This window comes from Mycobacterium sp. 1465703.0, assembly GCF_001672975.1.
Lineage (GTDB): Bacteria > Actinomycetota > Actinomycetes > Mycobacteriales > Mycobacteriaceae > Mycobacterium.
Genome location: NZ_LZKU01000103.1, coordinates 1 through 14688 on the forward strand (window position 1 = coordinate 1; position 14688 = coordinate 14688).

Here is a 14688-nt window from a genome sequence, read left to right on the forward strand (position 1 = left end):
CGGCGCCATTTCGCAGGCAGGCCAAGCCGTCAGTGGGGATGATGTGTGTCCCCTTCTTCCATGTCGGGGGCGCGCTGGGCATCCTCGGCAGCCTGTACTCCGGCAACACCTCGGTGGTACAGCAGCGCTTTGATGCCGGTGAGTGGCTTCGCCTGGTGTCAGAGCACCGCGTCACAACCACATTCATGGTGCCGACCATGTTGCAGCGCGTCCTCGACCATCCCGACTTCGCCGGCACGGATCTGACGTCGCTGGTCGCCATCGCTTACGGCGCCGCCGCCGCACCCGTCAGTCTGGTGCGCAGGGCGATGACCGCGCTTCCACATGTGGCTTTCGCCAACGTATTCGGACAGACCGAGACTCTTGGCGCCTACACGACGCTGATGCCAAACGATCACCACGACCCCGCTCGCGCGGGCTCGGTGGGGCGACCGCTACCCGGAGTCGAGGTGCGCGTCGTTAATCCCGACACGGGAAGCGATGTCGAAGTCGGAGCGGTCGGCGAGCTGTGGGTGAACACCACCCAGAACGTCACCGCGGGCTGGCTGCGCACCGGCGATCTCGCCCGCCAAGACTCAGACGGCTACATCTTTCCCAGCGGACGACTCAGTGACACCATCAACCGCGGGGGAGAGAAGTTCGGCCCGATCGAAGTCGAGGAGGCGCTGCGTTCGCACGCGGCCGTGCGCGATGTCGCGGTCATCGGGATCGCCGATGACGAGCTCGGCCAGCGGGTAGGGGCTGCGGTAGTCGTTTGCGCGCCAGTCACTCTCGAGGAGCTGCGCGCACACTGCCGCGAATCGATCGCTTACTTCAAGCTACCCGAACGGCTGGCGATCGTGGAGAACATCCCTTACAACTCAACCGGCAAAATCAACCGCCGTGAGCTGGCCGCGCTGATCGCGGAGAACGCCTGAAAACCTGGGAGTCCCAATGCTGTTCCTGCACGAGACCCACAAAGTGGTCGGCGCGCGGCAAGACGATTTCGAGGCCGCCTACCGCGAGGGCTGGATGCCGACACTGGCTGCACAGGACGAAGCTCGACTGCTGTGGTACACCAACCACGCCCACGGGTCCGGGATGTCGTACAACGTGGTGACGATCACCGGCATCGTCGACGGCGCGGCCTGGGAGAGACTTGCCCGCCGGGCGCAGAGCGGTGACCTCCGGCCCTGGATGCGCGAGCTGGACAACCTGCGCCACGAAGTGAGCGGCAAAATACTGTTGCCGGTCTCATGGTCACCGCTTCAGCAGGTGGACTTGACGACCGTGCCCACCGATGGGTCCACTCACCCCCTGACGCTGTTCATGGAAGACACCGGCTGGCCCCACGCGCCGCTCGATGACTACATCCGCTCCTGGGACGAGATTTACTATCGGCCGCTGTCGAAGGCACCTGCACGGATGCGAATCCTTGATATTCAGGCCTGCTTTCAGGTGGCGCACGGAAGTTATCGACGGCGAGAAGCGATGCTGTGGCAAAAGATTGACGACTCCAACGACTACGCGGCGCTTGTTAACCTGCTCACCAAGGAGGTCCCGCCCGAGCACCGGGCGCCGGGCAGTTACATGTTCGAAGCTTTGAAGTTCCGCGATCAATGGCAAAGCCGGTTGCTGCGTACCTCGCATTGGTCACCACTTTATTGAGCCGGGTGCCCCGCGCGATTCAGGATGTGGGCCGCTTCGCTGACCATGTCGGCGACGATGTCAGCGGCGGGGCGGACCTCGCTTATGCGTCCCACGCCTTCGCCGACCAATATGGCGGCGGTGTCGAAATCCTCTGCAGCGACGGCTTTTTCGTATTCGCTAACCGCTTCGGGCAGCCGCGCCGACAGCGCGGCTTCATGGCCGTGCCAGGTGTTCAGGAAGGCATTGGCCAGCGCTCGCGCGTTGTATTCGGCGGGCCAATCGAGGCGGCGCACCAAATCGTAGACGCGAGTGCGCACAGTGTCGTCTCCGCCGGCCGCCACAACCCGCTGCTGGGCGCGCGGTGACACCAGCGCTTCCGGTGTCGCCCAGAACCGGGTTCCCACCACCGCGCCATCGGCGCCCAGCGCCAGCGCGGCCGCCAACCCGCGACCATCGCCGACGCCGCCGGCGGCCACCACCAACGTGTCGGGCGAGCGATCCGCTACCAAGTCGACGACCTCGGGTACCAAGGTGAACGTCGACCGCACGCTCATTCCGTGTCCACCGGCCTCGCTACCCTGCGCCACGACGACTTGGGCCCCGGCGTCCAGGGCACGGCGCGTCTGATCGAGATTCTGCACCTGTGCGACGAGCGGAACACCGGCCGCGTGGATGCGATCGGCGAACGGCTGCAATTCACCGAACGACAGCATCACGGCCGCCGGCTGCTGGGCGAGCGCTACGTCGAGAACTCCCGGATGGCGAGCCAGGCTCCAAGTGATGAACCCGTATCCGACTCGGGCTCCGTCAGCCCGACTGATCTGTGATTGCAGCCATTCGGCGTCGGCGTAGCCCCCACCGATGAGGCCGAGGCCGCCGGCCCGCGTCACTGCCGCCGCAAGCCTGCCCCCGGACGCCAAGGCCATCGGTGCCAGCAGGATCGGCTGCTGGATCCCGAACAACTCGGTGAGGCGTGTCGTCAGGCCCACGGCGGTGCTCACTTGAGTTCACCGGTGAGGAACTGCGCCCGACCGTAGCCGAAAGACCAGTCCACCTCGTTGTTTTCGGTGATCGAGACGATCAGATCGGCAGGGTCGAGCCCGCACCGGTCGGCGAGACGGGACGCCAGCAATTCATAGAACTTCTGCTTGAGCTCCCGTGGACGTTGTCGGCTCACCACGTGCAGGACCACCTGCCGAGACGTCCGGTCGATGCCGAGACCGGTATCCAGTGTCACGATCTCGTGGGCCGGGTGGGTGCGCACCACCTGGTAGCGATCGCGCTCGGGAACACCGAACGCTTCGACCACCGTCTCGTGGATCGCGTCCAGCAATGCGCGAACCTCGGACCGGCTACGACCCTCGATGAGGTCGATGTACAACAGCGGCATTTTTCCTCCTGCGAATAGTGGATTGCGCATCCACTGCAACCGACGTTATGTCCGCGGCAATCCCGGGTGAAATGCCTTGTGTAGGACATCTATGCTCGTCAGGCATGGACCTGGTGCGGGCCGGCCGAGTCGAGTTGCGTCACCTACGGGCGTTCGAAGCGGTGGCACGCCTGGAATCATTCACTCGGGCCGCCCGAGAACTCAGCATCACCCAGCCCGCGCTGAGCCGAACCATCCAACAGCTCGAAGACGCGCTCGAAGCGACGCTGTTGGACCGCAGTTCGCGACACGTCACAGCCACTGCGGCCGGGCGGGTTTTTCTCGAGTACGTGGAACGGGTTCTCGCCGAGTTGGGTCGCGGTGTCGACGCCGTCCGGCAGCAGGCGAGCGTCCGGCTGGGGTTCAGCTGGCTGTTGCCCGACCCGTGGGCACAGGACACGGTCGCCCGCTTCGAGCGCGCCACCCGGACCACCGTCAGCCTGATCCGCACCGACGATGCGCTCGCCGCGGTGCAGCAGGGCAAGGTCGACATCGCCCTGGTGCGCGGCCACATCACCTCCACCGCCGTTCGAATCGTGCACCTTTTCGATGAGCCGCGCGTGGCGGTGTGTTCGGTGCATTCACCCCTGGCGCAGCGAGCGGAGCTGGACTGGGCCGAGGTGCCACGGTGGCCGCTGGTGATCAACACCACCAGCGGCACCACCGGCCCCTGGTCGTGGCCCGCGGGTGCGGGACCGGAAACCGTAGTCGAGACAACCAATTTCGACGAGTGGATCGAGTCCGTCGCGGCCGATCGCGGCATCGGAGTGATTCCCGACGTCGCCATCAGACGCAACATTCACCCGGGCGTGCGCTTCATCGCACTGCGGGGCGCACCCGACATCCCCGTCGCCCTGGCCTTTTTGAAGCGGTCGAACGGCCCGGTACTTCGCCGCTTCATCGAGGCCGCCGTGGACAGCGCTGCCGACGGGTAGCGGGTCGCACCCCCGAACACGGTCCCGCGCAGCGGTTCTCGCGTGTCTTCGACCGATCAGCCGCTGAATGTTCCGATGAGCTGCGCCTGCGCGGTTGCGGCGCCGGAAATCGCCTGCGCCGCCGGCACACCCGCCAGGCCGCGCGGTAGCTGGTAGTCATTGGGCAGCTGGTAGAGGGTGAACCGGTAATGATGCGTCCCGCTTCCCGGCGGGGGGCACGGGCCCTTGTAGGCGGGCTGGCCGGCCGTGTTCGGCAGAGCGGTCGCCCCGGCCGGAGTCTGGCCATCGGCGGTGCTACCTGAGCCGGGGCCGATTCCGACGACCACCCAGTGGATGTACAGCCCGTTGATGGCGTCGGGATCGTCGACGATGAGGCTCGCACCGAACGGTGCCGACCACGCCAACGGCGGAGCGATGTCGGCGCCTTTGCAGGTGTACTGCACCGGAATCGGGGCGCCGTCGTCGAAGGCAGGACTGCTGATCGTCAGCGGACCTTCGGCGGGCGCCCGCGGCACCGTCCGGCCCAGGGTGGTGACCTTCGGCGTCGAAGAGGTGGTCGGGTGGCTATGACCTTGGCCGCTGCAGCCGGCCAGCGCCGGCGCGAGTGCCAGCGCAGCGATGATCGCCGCGATTCGGTGCGACGTGCCCGCCAGCGTCGATTCCATGAATAACAGTCTGACTCGCCCGGACGCACTCGGGAAGGACCCAATTTCCGTCCGGGCTAGCGCCGCTAGGTGCTGCGCTTCTCGACTTCGAGCACCCGATTGCGCAGGCCCTCGGTGGCCGTGTCCATCAGGCTCTTGGCCCCCCTCTTGACCAAGAATCCGGGCACCGGCGCCACCAGGTCAACGGTGAGTTCGAAGCGCACCCGGGTGGAATCCCCTTCGGGTATCAGCGTGTACCGACCCTCCTGTGCGCGTTGCTGTTTCGAGCTGACCAGGGTCCAGCCCACACCGTCGTCGTGAACGGTGTAGGCGAGTTCCTGCTCGTCGCTGACGCCGACAAGTTTGACGACCTGTCTGGATCGGGTCGGGTGGTTCTGGTCGTCGCGCTCGAGCACTTCGACCTTCTTGTGCGCCGCCGACCACTCGGTCAACGATTCGAGGTCGAACAGCACATCGAGGATTTCGTCGGGGGTCGCTTCGATGACGACCTCGCGGGAATCGGTAATAGCCATGTCGGGGAGATAGCCGGTGCCGTGCGGCCTGAAACCCAGTTCGAATGCACGTCAGGGGCTTGATTGCGCAGTAGTCTGCGCGAGACGGGGCAGGACGACGTCACGCCATCCCGTCCCCATGCGCTCGAACGCCTGAACCATGCGGTTGTCGTTGAGGTCAAACCCGCTGTGCTCCAAGAACACTCGGGTACCTTCGCCTTCTGCTTCCAGCCGCCAGGTCAGCGTCCAGGCGGCGGTAAACGTGTAGACGAAGAGGTGCGGCGGGTTTACCTCGAGCACCGTGCACGGTTGCTTGCCGTAGCCCGGCATGTCGAGGGTGAACTGGTGTCCCACCACCGCGGCCACCTGCCCCTCGGCCCACCACAACCTCATCAGCGCGGGTTCGGTCAGCAGGCGCCACACCTTGGCCGGTGGCGCTGCGACGAACTGATCCACCCGGATGGTGGCGAACCTTGACGTTTCGGTCATTGCAGCTCCTCTGCGACCTCGGCGAGCTTGGCCAGTCGGACACGCCAGAACTTCTCGAACGGATGCAGCCACGCGCCGAGCTCGGCCAGCGGTTCCGCGGTCAGGCGGTAGATGCGATGACGCCCGCGCGCCTCGTTGGCCACCAGGCCCGCATCACGCAGCACCTTCAGGTGCTCGGCCACCGCGGGCCGGCTGAGCTCGAACCGTTCGCTGAGTGCACCCGCCGACAGTGGTTGATGGACGAGGATCTCCAGCAGTTCACGCCGCACCGGGTTGGCCAAGGCGAGAAAGACGCGATCGACGCTAGCCACCGTGCCAACATATGTCGGACATTTCCGACATGTCAACTACTTCCGACGTACTCGACTAGCTTGCTGGTGTGCACTTGGTCTGGGAACGGCTCACCGGCAGTGTGCATCGCTGCCGGCTACCGTTCTGCGACGTCACCATCGGGCTGGTGTGCGGCCGTACCGCGGCATTGCTCGTGGACACCGGGACCACGCTGACCGAAGCGGCCGCGATCGACGCCGACGTCGGAGTGCTCGCCGGGGGGCCGGTGAGTCATATTATCTTGACGCACAAGCACTTCGATCACGTGCTGGGTTCATCGCTGTTTTCCGGGGCGCAGGTTCACTGCGCACCGGAGGTGGCCGAATACCTCTCGTCGGCCACCGAGGACCTTCGCCAGGACGCGCTTGGTCACGGTGCCGACGCCGCCGAGGTGGACGCGGCGATCGCCGCGTTGCGGCCGCCGCCCGGCGGCTACGACGCTGCCGTCGACTTGGGGGACCGCACGGTGACGATCGCCCACCTCGGCAGTGGCCACACCACATCGGACTTGGTGGTGGTCGCGCCCGCGACGGACGATGGCGAACGGGACGTGGTGTTCACCGGCGACCTGGTTGAGCAGTCCGCCGACCCCGCGATAGACGCCGACTCCGACGTCTTGGCCTGGCCCGCGACCCTCGACCGGTTGCTGGCGCTCGGCGGTCCCGACGCGATCTACGTTCCGGGTCATGGCAGCGTCGTCGACGCGGACTTCGTCCGTCGCCAGCGAGACTGGTTGGCCCGGCGCGCAACAACGCGGTGACTGGGGGTGACGAAAAGCCTTGCGCCCCAAATCATTGAAACCGCGACCCGGCCGGGAGAGCGCCGTGACGGCCCTCCGGTCCGCGCCGATCACCGACCCCCCGCGTTGCAGCTCTGGCAAGTACCGGACAGGGCAACAGTTTTGGCTCTAGTCCTGCAGCTCCTGATTGAACTGCCGTTTCCGGGGATAGACTCACGTTCAGTGCAATCGTGTGCGAAGAGGAGCGTAAGACATGGCGATCATTGATAAGGACACGCAAGTCCGGTCATCGTTTGAGGACGAGGTCGCTGCCACCCAGCGGTACTTCGACGACCCGCGCTTTTCCCGCATCACCCGCCTCTTCACGGCTCGCCAGGTAGCCGAGCAGCGCGGCACCATACCCACCGACTACACCGTCGCCCGTAATGCGGCGGCCGCTTTCTACGAGCGACTGCGTGAGTTGTTCGCGGAGAAGAAGAGCATCACGACGTTCGGCCCGTACTCGCCGGGCCAGGCGGTCGCGATGAAGCGGATGGGTATCGAGGGAATTTACCTGGGCGGTTGGGCAACGTCGGCCAAGGGCTCCACCACCGAAGATCCCGGACCTGACCTCGCCAGCTACCCGCTGAGTCAGGTGCCTGATGACGCCGCGGTGCTGGTGCGCGCGCTGCTGACCGCCGACCGCAACCAGCAGTACCAACGTCTGCACATGAGTGAGCAACAGCGGGCCACCGCCGTCGAATACGACTTCCGGCCGTTCATCATCGCCGACGCGGACACCGGCCACGGCGGTGATCCGCACGTGCGCAACCTGATCCGGCGGTTCGTCGAGGTCGGGGTGCCGGGATACCACATCGAGGACCAGCGTCCGGGCACCAAGAAGTGTGGTCACCAGGGCGGCAAAGTGCTGGTGCCGTCCGACGAGCAGATCAAACGCCTCAATGCCGCGCGCTTCCAGCTCGACATCATGCGGGTGCCCGGCATCATCGTCGCCCGCACCGACGCCGAGGCGGCCAACTTGCTCGACAGTCGGGCCGACGAGCGCGACCAGCCGTTCCTGCTCGGCGCCACCAACCTCAATATCCCCTCGTACAAGTCGTGCTTCTTGGCGATGGTCCGGCGCTTCTACGAGCTGGGCGTCAAAGACCTCAACGGTCACCTTCTGTATGCGCTGCCGGAAGGGGAGTACGCCCAGGCGACGGCCTGGCTGGAGCGCCAGGGCATCCAGGGCGTGATCTCCGACGCCGTCAATACCTGGCGCGAGAACGGTCAACAGTCGATCGATGACCTGTTCGACCAGGTCGAGTCGCGGTTCGTGTCGGCCTGGGAGGACGACGCCGGGCTGATGACCTACGGCGAAGCCGTGGCCGACGTGCTCGAATTCGATGCAAGCGAGGGCGAGCCGGCCGACATGAGCGCCGACGAATGGCGGGCGTTCGCGGCACGCGCGTCGCTGTACTCCGCCAAGACCAAGGCGAAGGAGCTGGGGGTCGACCCGGGTTGGGACTGCGAGCTGGCGAAGACCCCCGAGGGCTACTACCAGATCCGCGGCGGCATCCCGTACGCCATCGCCAAATCCCTGGCGGCGGCGCCGTTCGCCGACCTGCTGTGGATGGAGACCAAGACCGCCGACCTGGCCGACGCCAAGCAGTTCGCCGACGCCATCCACGCGGAGTTCCCCGACCAGATGCTGGCCTACAACCTGTCGCCGTCGTTCAACTGGGACACCACCGGCATGACCGACGAGCAGATGAAGCAGTTCCCCGAGGAACTGGGCAAGATGGGCTTCGTCTTCAACTTCATCACCTACGGCGGCCACCAGATCGACGGCGTGGCGGCCGAGGAGTTCGCCACCTCCCTGCAGCAGGACGGCATGCTGGCGTTGGCCCGCCTGCAGCGCAAGATGCGCCTGGTCGAATCCCCTTACCGCACACCGCAAACCCTGGTCGGCGGGCCGCGCAGCGACGCGGCGCTGACCGCCTCCTCCGGTCGCACCGCCACCACCAAGGCGATGGGCGAAGGCTCGACCCAGCACCAGCACCTGGTGCAGACCGAGGTGCCCAAGAAGCTGCTCGAGGAGTGGCTGGCGATGTGGAGCGAGAACTACAGTCTGGGCGAGAAACTCCGCGTTCAACTGCGGCCCCGCCGGGCCGGCTCGGACGTGCTGGAACTCGGCATCTACGGCAACGACGACGAGCAGCTGGCCAACGTCGTCGTCGACCCGATCAAGGACCGGCACGGCCGCAGCATCCTGCAGGTGCGCGACCAGAACACCTTCGCCGAGAAGCTACGGCAGAAGCGACTGATGACCCTGATCCACCTCTGGCTGGTGCACCGCTTCAAGGCGGACGCGGTGATCTATGTGACGCCCACCGAGGACAACCAGTATCAGACCTCGAAGATGAAGTCGCACGGCATTTTCAGCGAGGTCTATCAGGAAGTCGGCGAGATCATCGTCGCCGAGGTCAACCGGCCCCGCATTGCCGAACTCCTGCAGCCCGACCGGGTTGCGCTGCGCAAGCTGATCACCAAAGAAGATTAGCCAGCGGCTCGACCGCGGCCGCCTCATCGACCGATGCGGCGGCCGCTGAGGGGTTTCATCGATCCAGCGCGACGCAGTTCGGCGCGTGGCCGCCATTCTGGCGCGGCCGACCTTGAACACGACTCACCAGGTCCGTCATCGCGCGCAATGACAAGAATTCACCTTGCGAACAGGATTCGGTGTCGCCGGCGTTAGCTCGACGGCCACCGCCTCGACCGTCACGACACCTTCATCATCCAACGTCACATCCACGCAGCCCGCCGCTGCGGCGCCCGGCGTGCACATTGCCACACTCGCCGGCTGTGTCCCGGGAGCGAATTGCTAGCCAACCATTGTCCGCCAATGGCCCATCACCCCGGGTGATGGGCCATCTTCGTCTTACCCGAACTTGCCGCCAGAACCTGTTTGCGCGTCGGCGGCCAGGGGTAAGAAAAGGTGGGCGGGATGAAGTGGCGCAAGTGGAGATTGGGGGAGCTGATGAGATCGGGACTGAGGACCACGGTTGCACTGTTCGGCGGCGCGGCGATGCTCGTGCTGTCGGTCGCGTGCGGTGGCGGTCACAAGGGCGGCCCAAGCACCACCACGACCACGACCACGACCACCACCCCCTCCTCCACCGTCGCGCCTGCCCCCGCACCGGGCGGTGGCGGCGGCGGTGAGCCGGGCGGCCCGAACGGCGGTGGCGGCCCGGGCGGAGGCGGCGGCAGCGTGCCCGGCGGCCCGACCGGTGGCGGTGGCCCCGGTGGCGGCGGCGGCAGCATTCCCGGCGGCCCGACCGGTGGCGGTGGCCCCGGTGGCGGCGGCGGCAGCATTCCCGGCGTCGGCGGAGGCGGAGGCGGACCGGGCGGCGGAGGCGGCTGTGTCGGCGGCGTCTGCGGCGGCTACTGATCACCGAGTCGCGTCGAGCCAGCCCTTAACCGCGGACCACAAAAACTTGCTCCCATAGCCGGTGGGGCCGGGATCACCTGGCCCCACCGGCTGAAAACTTCCAGGCCTAGGGCCAGACCCGTGATCCGGGTTATTGTTCTCCGCAACTCGGATGCAAGGGGACTTCAATGTCGAAGCTCAGGTTCGGATATTTCATCGCCCCGTTCCATCGCGCCGGCAGCAATCCGACGTTGGCCTTGCAACGCGATCTCGAGTTCATCGAGCACCTCGACGCCCTGGGCTTTGACGAAGTCTGGATGGGCGAACACCACTCGGCCGGTAGCGAAATCATCAGCTCCCCAGAGGTTTTCATCGCCGCCGCCGCCGAGCGCGCGAAGCGGATCCGGTTCGGCACCGGAGTCATTTCGTTGTCGTATCACAACCCGCTCTGGGTCGCCGACCGGCTGATGCTGCTGGATCACCTCACCCACGGCCGCATCATCGGCGGTGTCGGGCCGGGCTCGCTGCCCAGCGACTCGTCCATGATCGGATTGACCCCTACCGACACCCGCGAGTTACTGGAAACCAATCTCGACATCGTCGTCCGGCTGCTGGCGGGCGAGACGGTTAGCGCTAAAACCGCCACCCACCAGTTGTTCGATGCCAAGTTGCAGCTTGCCGCCTACTCCGACGGCGGCATTCCGCTGTCGGTCGCCGCGGTCGCATCTCCGACGGGCGCGCGGTTGGCCGGCAAGCACGGCATCGGCCTGCTGTCCATCGGCGCGACGCTGACCGTCGAAGGATTCAATGCGCTGTCCTACCACTGGGGCATCGTCGAGGAGCGCGCCGCGGCCTTCGGCACGCGGGTCGACCGCAAGAACTGGAGCCTGGTCGGTTTGTTCCATCTCGCCGAGACCGAAAAGCAGGCTCGCGAAGAGGTCAAGTTCGGCATCGAGCCGTGGTTCCGGTATTTCCAGAAGGTGGCCGCTTTCCCCCAGATGACGATGCCGGGCGATCAGCTGGACGAGATGATCGACGTCATCAACGAGAACGGCGCCGGCGTGATCGGCACGCCCGAGCGGGCGCGCGAACAGGTTCAGCGGTTGTGGGACCAGTCCGGCGGGTTCGGCTGCATGCTGCAGATGGGGCACGAGTGGGCCAATCCGGCCGCCACCAAACGATCCGCCGAATTGTTCGCCGCCGAAGTGATGCCGCACTTCCAGGGTCAGGCGCAGCCGACGCTGGATGCCGCCGCGCGCGCCGGACAGGCCCGGGAGAGCCTCGCGCAGTCGCAGTTGGACGCCGTCGCGCACATGACCAAGAAGTATCAGGACGAGGTCGACGCGAAGTAGCGACTCAGCTGCCCAATCACCGCGCAAGAACACCTCGAAGCCTGGGTATTTCGCTGCCGGTGCGCCGCTTCATAGCGATGCGACAGCCGCGTCTCAGCGGCCGGCTAAGGACGCGGCCCATACCTGAAGGATGAGCACCGATACCCCTAATCCCACGATCACCGGCGGACGCCGTCGGCGATCACGGCGCCTCGTATTCGCGGGCGCCGCGACCCTGGCCTTGCTCGCCCTGTATGACGCGGCCGAGCTTGACAACACCGAACGCCTGACGGCGGTTCCACCCCAGGCGCCGCCGGGGCTGATCGGCGGCGGATTGGCGGCCGATGACGACGACGACCAGGCCCAACTACAGCAGCAGCTGCAGCAGTCCATGCAACAGGCCGAACAGCAAAACGAGCAGGCCCAGCAGCAGTTCAACCAGGACATGCAGCAGCAACAAACGTACGAGAACCAGTTCAACAACCCGTAGGTCGTGAATCGAGGCGTGGCGGCCGCTTCCCGCGGCCGTCATGCGCCGTGCCGGATACCTAGCGGCCGACGTTGGATTCGCGCTCGGCCGCCTTCACCAGCCGGCTCGCGAAAAACCGGACCGCTCCGCCCATGGCGGCGCGCATCAGCGGACCCGTGCCGCGTACGCCTTCGGTGAATGAACCGGTCCAGCGGATGTCGGTTCCACCGGCCGCATTTGGCGTGAGGACGACCTCGCCGGCGTAGTCCTTTGCCGGGTTCGGCGGGCCCACCAGCTTGTAGGCGTGGCGGCGGTCCTGCTCGTACTCGACGGTTTCCTCTTGCACGTAGACGGGCCACATGCCCACCTTGCGGATCGCCCCGATGCCACCGGGTGCCGGGTCGCCCTGGCGCGCCCAACTCGAGTGCATCACGATCGGCTTGGCCCACCGCGACCAATTGGCGCCGTCGGCTACCAGCCGGAACAGCGTCGCGGCGGGCGCACTGCTGGTACGGATGACTTCGAAGGAATAGCTCCGGCCCGGCATCACGACTCCTGGTGGTAGCAAACGGACGGCCCTGCACGCCGCTCGCCGTAGGCTACCGCCCACAGCGGGCGTCCGCCGGATCGGGTTGATCGTTGCTGTCCGCCCGTTGATCGAACGTCCGCCAGGCGCTGCGAATGCGCCCGTCGCTCTTGCTGTTTGCCGATTCACCGGCGGGGGAGCCTGGCATCGGCTTGCCTACACTGCAGTCATGGATCACGGTTCCCGGCAGGCCGGCGCGGTTGCCCGCGGCCTACTTCGGATCGAGGACTGCCTGGACGCCAAGGGCAGTGTCGTGCTGCCGCCCGGGGTCAACCTGATCTCGCTGATCGACCGCAACATCGCCAACGTCGGTGACAGCGTGGCCTATCGCTACCTCGACTACAGCCGTTCGGCTGACGGGGATGCCGAAGAGGTGACGTGGAGCCGGTTCGGTGTCCGATTGGAAGCCATCGGCGCCCGCATCCAACAATCCGCGAGTCGTGGTGAGCGCGTTGCGGTCCTGGCGCCCCAGGGCATCGATTACGTCGCCGGGTTCTATGCGGCGGTCAAGGCCGGCACCATCGCGGTGCCATTGTTCGCCCCCGAACTACCCGGGCATGCCGAGCGCCTCGATACCGCGCTGCGCGATTCGGAGCCCGCCGTCGTACTCACCACCACAACCGCACGCGACGCGGTCGATACGTTCGTGGCGAGTCACCCGCACCTGCCCCGGCCACAGGTGATCGTCATCGACCGGATCCCCGACTCGGCGCGGGAGTCGTTCGTGCCCACTGAGATCGGTATGGACGATGTCTCGCACCTGCAGTACACCTCGGGCTCCACCCGCCCCCCGGTCGGCATCGAAATCACCCACCGCGCGGTAGGGACCAACCTGGTGCAGATGATTCTGTCGATCGACCTGCTGGACCGAAACACCCACGGCGTCAGCTGGTTACCGCTCTACCACGACATGGGTTTGTCGATGATCGGCTTTCCGGCCGTCTACGGCGGTCACTCCACGCTGATGTCTCCCACCGCGTTCGTCCGCCGGCCGCAACGATGGATACAGGCGCTGTCCGACGGGTCGCGGCGGGGCAACGTCGTCACCGCGGCACCCAATTTCGCGTACGAGTGGGCGGCGCAGCGTGGCCTGCCCACCCGCGGCTCAGACATCGATCTGCGCAGTGTGGTGATGATCATCGGCTCCGAACCGGTCAGCATCGATGCGATCAGAACCTTCAACAAGGCGTTCGCGCCGTACGGGTTGCCGCGGACCGCCTTCAAGCCGTCGTATGGCATTGCCGAGGGAACGTTGTTCGTCGCGACCATCGCCCCGGCCGCCGAGGCGACGGCGGTGTACTTCGACCGGGAACGGCTGGGCGCCGGGTACGCGGTGCACGTGCCCGCGGGCGATCCCAACGCGGTCGCTCAGGTGTCGTGTGGACAGGTTGCACGCAGCGAGTGGGCCGTCATCGTCGACCCGGCCGATGGCTCCGAATTGCCGGACGGCGAGGTGGGCGAAATCTGGCTGCAGGGCAACAATGTCGCCCGCGGTTACTGGGGGCTGCCCGATGAGACTCGCCGGGCGTTCGGGGCCACGCTGCGATCACGGCTCGCCGAAGGCAGCCACGCCGAGGGCGCCGATCCGGAACGCTCCTGGCTGCGCACCGGCGATTTGGGCGTGTACCTCGACGGTGAGCTGTACGTGACCGGCCGGATCGCGGACCTGGTGACGATCAACGGCCGACACCACTACCCGCACGACATCGAGGCCACCGTTGCCGAAGCCTCCGATGTGGTTCGGCGCGGATACGTGACTGCGTTCGCCGTGCCCGCCGATGATGACCCGGGCGCCACCCGCCTCGTCGTGGTCGCCGAACGCGCCGCGGGCACCAGTCGTCGGGATCCGGGGCCGGCGATCGAGGCGATCCGGATCGCGGTGTCGCAGCGGCACGGCCTGCCCGTTTCGGACGTGCGTCTGCTGCCGGCCGGTGCTATCCCACGGACCACCAGCGGCAAACTGGCCCGGCTGGCCTGTCGCGCCGAATACCTGGGCGGGACCCTGGGCGTGCGTTGACCGGAAGTCAACGCCGGCCGTTCCTGGCATCCTGGCCATGTGGGGTTGATATTCCGGTTGGCGGAGCTGCTGATTCTGCTGCTGCCGCTGACCGGCGCGATCGTGGCCGCGGTGCGGGCGTTCGGCGCCTACCGACGGCGTAGCGAGGAACGGTCGCACGATTTCGACC

At 66.5% G+C, this 14688-nt stretch carries 16 protein-coding genes; 9 read left to right on the forward strand and 7 right to left on the reverse strand.

Annotated elements, in window-relative coordinates; genetic code table 11:
- Both A5625_RS09360 and A5625_RS09365 read left to right on the forward strand, forming a co-directional pair.
- Positions 1-917 (forward strand): class I adenylate-forming enzyme family protein (locus tag A5625_RS09360; RefSeq protein ID WP_156748074.1); only part of this gene is annotated, 917 nt, incomplete at its 5' end.
- A gap of 16 nt (positions 918-933) precedes the next feature.
- Positions 934-1647 (forward strand): hypothetical protein, encoded by a 714-nt coding sequence (locus A5625_RS09365; protein WP_066991968.1) that lies wholly within the window; start codon positions 934-936, stop codon positions 1645-1647.
- Here the strand turns inward: A5625_RS09365 and A5625_RS09370 are convergent.
- Together A5625_RS09370 and A5625_RS09375 are read right to left on the reverse strand one after the other, a co-directional pair.
- Entirely contained in the window at positions 1641-2618 is a 978-nt protein-coding gene (locus tag A5625_RS09370) for a nitronate monooxygenase family protein (RefSeq protein ID WP_197516032.1), read from the reverse strand. The genes A5625_RS09365 and A5625_RS09370 overlap by 7 nt on opposite strands.
- Before the next feature lie 8 nt (positions 2619-2626).
- A complete protein-coding gene (locus A5625_RS09375; RefSeq protein WP_066991974.1) occupies positions 2627-3019 on the reverse strand; it encodes a tautomerase family protein in 393 nt (130 codons plus the stop codon).
- A 104-nt stretch (positions 3020-3123) separates the two neighbouring features.
- Here A5625_RS09375 and A5625_RS09380 point away from each other — a divergent pair, with 104 nt between their 5' ends.
- Positions 3124-3993: a LysR family transcriptional regulator gene (locus A5625_RS09380; protein WP_066991975.1), complete on the forward strand. Its 870-nt coding sequence runs from the start codon at positions 3124-3126 to the stop codon at positions 3991-3993.
- A 56-nt stretch (positions 3994-4049) separates the two neighbouring features.
- Here A5625_RS09380 and A5625_RS09385 read toward each other — a convergent pair whose 3' ends face one another.
- From A5625_RS09385 to A5625_RS09400, 4 genes are all read right to left on the reverse strand, one after another.
- Positions 4050-4658, reverse strand: coding sequence for a YbhB/YbcL family Raf kinase inhibitor-like protein (locus A5625_RS09385; protein WP_066991979.1), 609 nt, complete (start codon positions 4656-4658; stop codon positions 4050-4052).
- Positions 4659-4723: 65 nt separating this feature from the next.
- Entirely contained in the window at positions 4724-5170 is a 447-nt protein-coding gene (locus tag A5625_RS09390) for an SRPBCC family protein (protein ID WP_066991982.1), read from the reverse strand.
- A gap of 51 nt (positions 5171-5221) precedes the next feature.
- Positions 5222-5638: an SRPBCC domain-containing protein gene (locus A5625_RS09395; protein WP_066991985.1), complete on the reverse strand. Its 417-nt coding sequence runs from the start codon at positions 5636-5638 to the stop codon at positions 5222-5224.
- A complete protein-coding gene (locus A5625_RS09400; RefSeq protein ID WP_082984341.1) occupies positions 5635-5949 on the reverse strand; it encodes a helix-turn-helix transcriptional regulator in 315 nt (104 codons plus the stop codon). The genes A5625_RS09395 and A5625_RS09400 overlap by 4 nt, the downstream gene beginning before the upstream one ends.
- Positions 5950-6017: 68 nt before the next feature.
- Between A5625_RS09400 and A5625_RS09405 the strand changes: the two genes are divergently transcribed.
- The 5 genes from A5625_RS09405 (at position 6018) to A5625_RS09425 (ending at position 11937) form a co-directional block, all read left to right on the forward strand.
- The gene (locus A5625_RS09405; RefSeq protein WP_066991988.1) at positions 6018-6728 is read left to right on the forward strand and encodes an MBL fold metallo-hydrolase; all 711 of its coding nucleotides are present in this window, start codon (positions 6018-6020) and stop codon (positions 6726-6728) included.
- A gap of 232 nt (positions 6729-6960) precedes the next feature.
- Complete coding sequence (gene aceA / locus A5625_RS09410) at positions 6961-9249, forward strand: isocitrate lyase ICL2 (RefSeq protein ID WP_066991991.1); 2289 nt, start codon at positions 6961-6963, stop codon at positions 9247-9249.
- A gap of 477 nt (positions 9250-9726) precedes the next feature.
- On the forward strand, positions 9727-10137 hold the full coding sequence (locus A5625_RS29035; RefSeq protein ID WP_066992010.1) for a hypothetical protein: 411 nt from the start codon (positions 9727-9729) through the stop codon (positions 10135-10137).
- 167 nt (positions 10138-10304) lie between these two features.
- Positions 10305-11468, forward strand: coding sequence for an LLM class flavin-dependent oxidoreductase (locus tag A5625_RS09420; protein WP_066991994.1), 1164 nt, complete (start codon positions 10305-10307; stop codon positions 11466-11468).
- Positions 11469-11598: 130 nt separating this feature from the next.
- Complete coding sequence (locus A5625_RS09425; protein ID WP_066991997.1) at positions 11599-11937, forward strand: hypothetical protein; 339 nt, start codon at positions 11599-11601, stop codon at positions 11935-11937.
- Between the two features lie 58 nt (positions 11938-11995).
- Here A5625_RS09425 and A5625_RS09430 read toward each other — a convergent pair whose 3' ends face one another.
- Entirely contained in the window at positions 11996-12463 is a 468-nt protein-coding gene (locus A5625_RS09430; protein WP_066992000.1) for an SRPBCC family protein, read from the reverse strand.
- A gap of 208 nt (positions 12464-12671) precedes the next feature.
- Between A5625_RS09430 and A5625_RS09435 the strand changes: the two genes are divergently transcribed.
- Positions 12672-14519 carry a fatty acyl-AMP ligase gene (locus A5625_RS09435; RefSeq protein WP_066992004.1) on the forward strand — a complete coding sequence of 616 codons (1848 nt, stop codon included), beginning with the start codon at positions 12672-12674 and terminating at the stop codon, positions 14517-14519.
- Positions 14520-14688: the final 169 nt, after the last annotated feature.

Bases quoted from the DNA above. Each gene is read 5' to 3' on its own strand.
- A5625_RS09365 (WP_066991968.1), top strand. From the start codon at position 934: ATGCTGTTCCTGCACGAGACCCACAAAGTGGTCGGCGCGCGGCAAGAC.
- A5625_RS09375 (WP_066991974.1), bottom strand. From the start codon at position 3,019: ATGCCGCTGTTGTACATCGACCTCATCGAGGGTCGTAGCCGGTCCGAG.
- A5625_RS09380 (WP_066991975.1), top strand. From the start codon at position 3,124: ATGGACCTGGTGCGGGCCGGCCGAGTCGAGTTGCGTCACCTACGGGCG.
- A5625_RS09385 (WP_066991979.1), bottom strand. From the start codon at position 4,658: ATGGAATCGACGCTGGCGGGCACGTCGCACCGAATCGCGGCGATCATC.
- A5625_RS09390 (WP_066991982.1), bottom strand. From the start codon at position 5,170: ATGGCTATTACCGATTCCCGCGAGGTCGTCATCGAAGCGACCCCCGAC.
- A5625_RS09395 (WP_066991985.1), bottom strand. From the start codon at position 5,638: ATGACCGAAACGTCAAGGTTCGCCACCATCCGGGTGGATCAGTTCGTC.
- aceA (WP_066991991.1), top strand. From the start codon at position 6,961: ATGGCGATCATTGATAAGGACACGCAAGTCCGGTCATCGTTTGAGGAC.
- A5625_RS29035 (WP_066992010.1), top strand. From the start codon at position 9,727: ATGAGATCGGGACTGAGGACCACGGTTGCACTGTTCGGCGGCGCGGCG.
- A5625_RS09420 (WP_066991994.1), top strand. From the start codon at position 10,305: ATGTCGAAGCTCAGGTTCGGATATTTCATCGCCCCGTTCCATCGCGCC.
- A5625_RS09425 (WP_066991997.1), top strand. From the start codon at position 11,599: ATGAGCACCGATACCCCTAATCCCACGATCACCGGCGGACGCCGTCGG.
- A5625_RS09430 (WP_066992000.1), bottom strand. From the start codon at position 12,463: ATGCCGGGCCGGAGCTATTCCTTCGAAGTCATCCGTACCAGCAGTGCG.
- A5625_RS09435 (WP_066992004.1), top strand. From the start codon at position 12,672: ATGGATCACGGTTCCCGGCAGGCCGGCGCGGTTGCCCGCGGCCTACTT.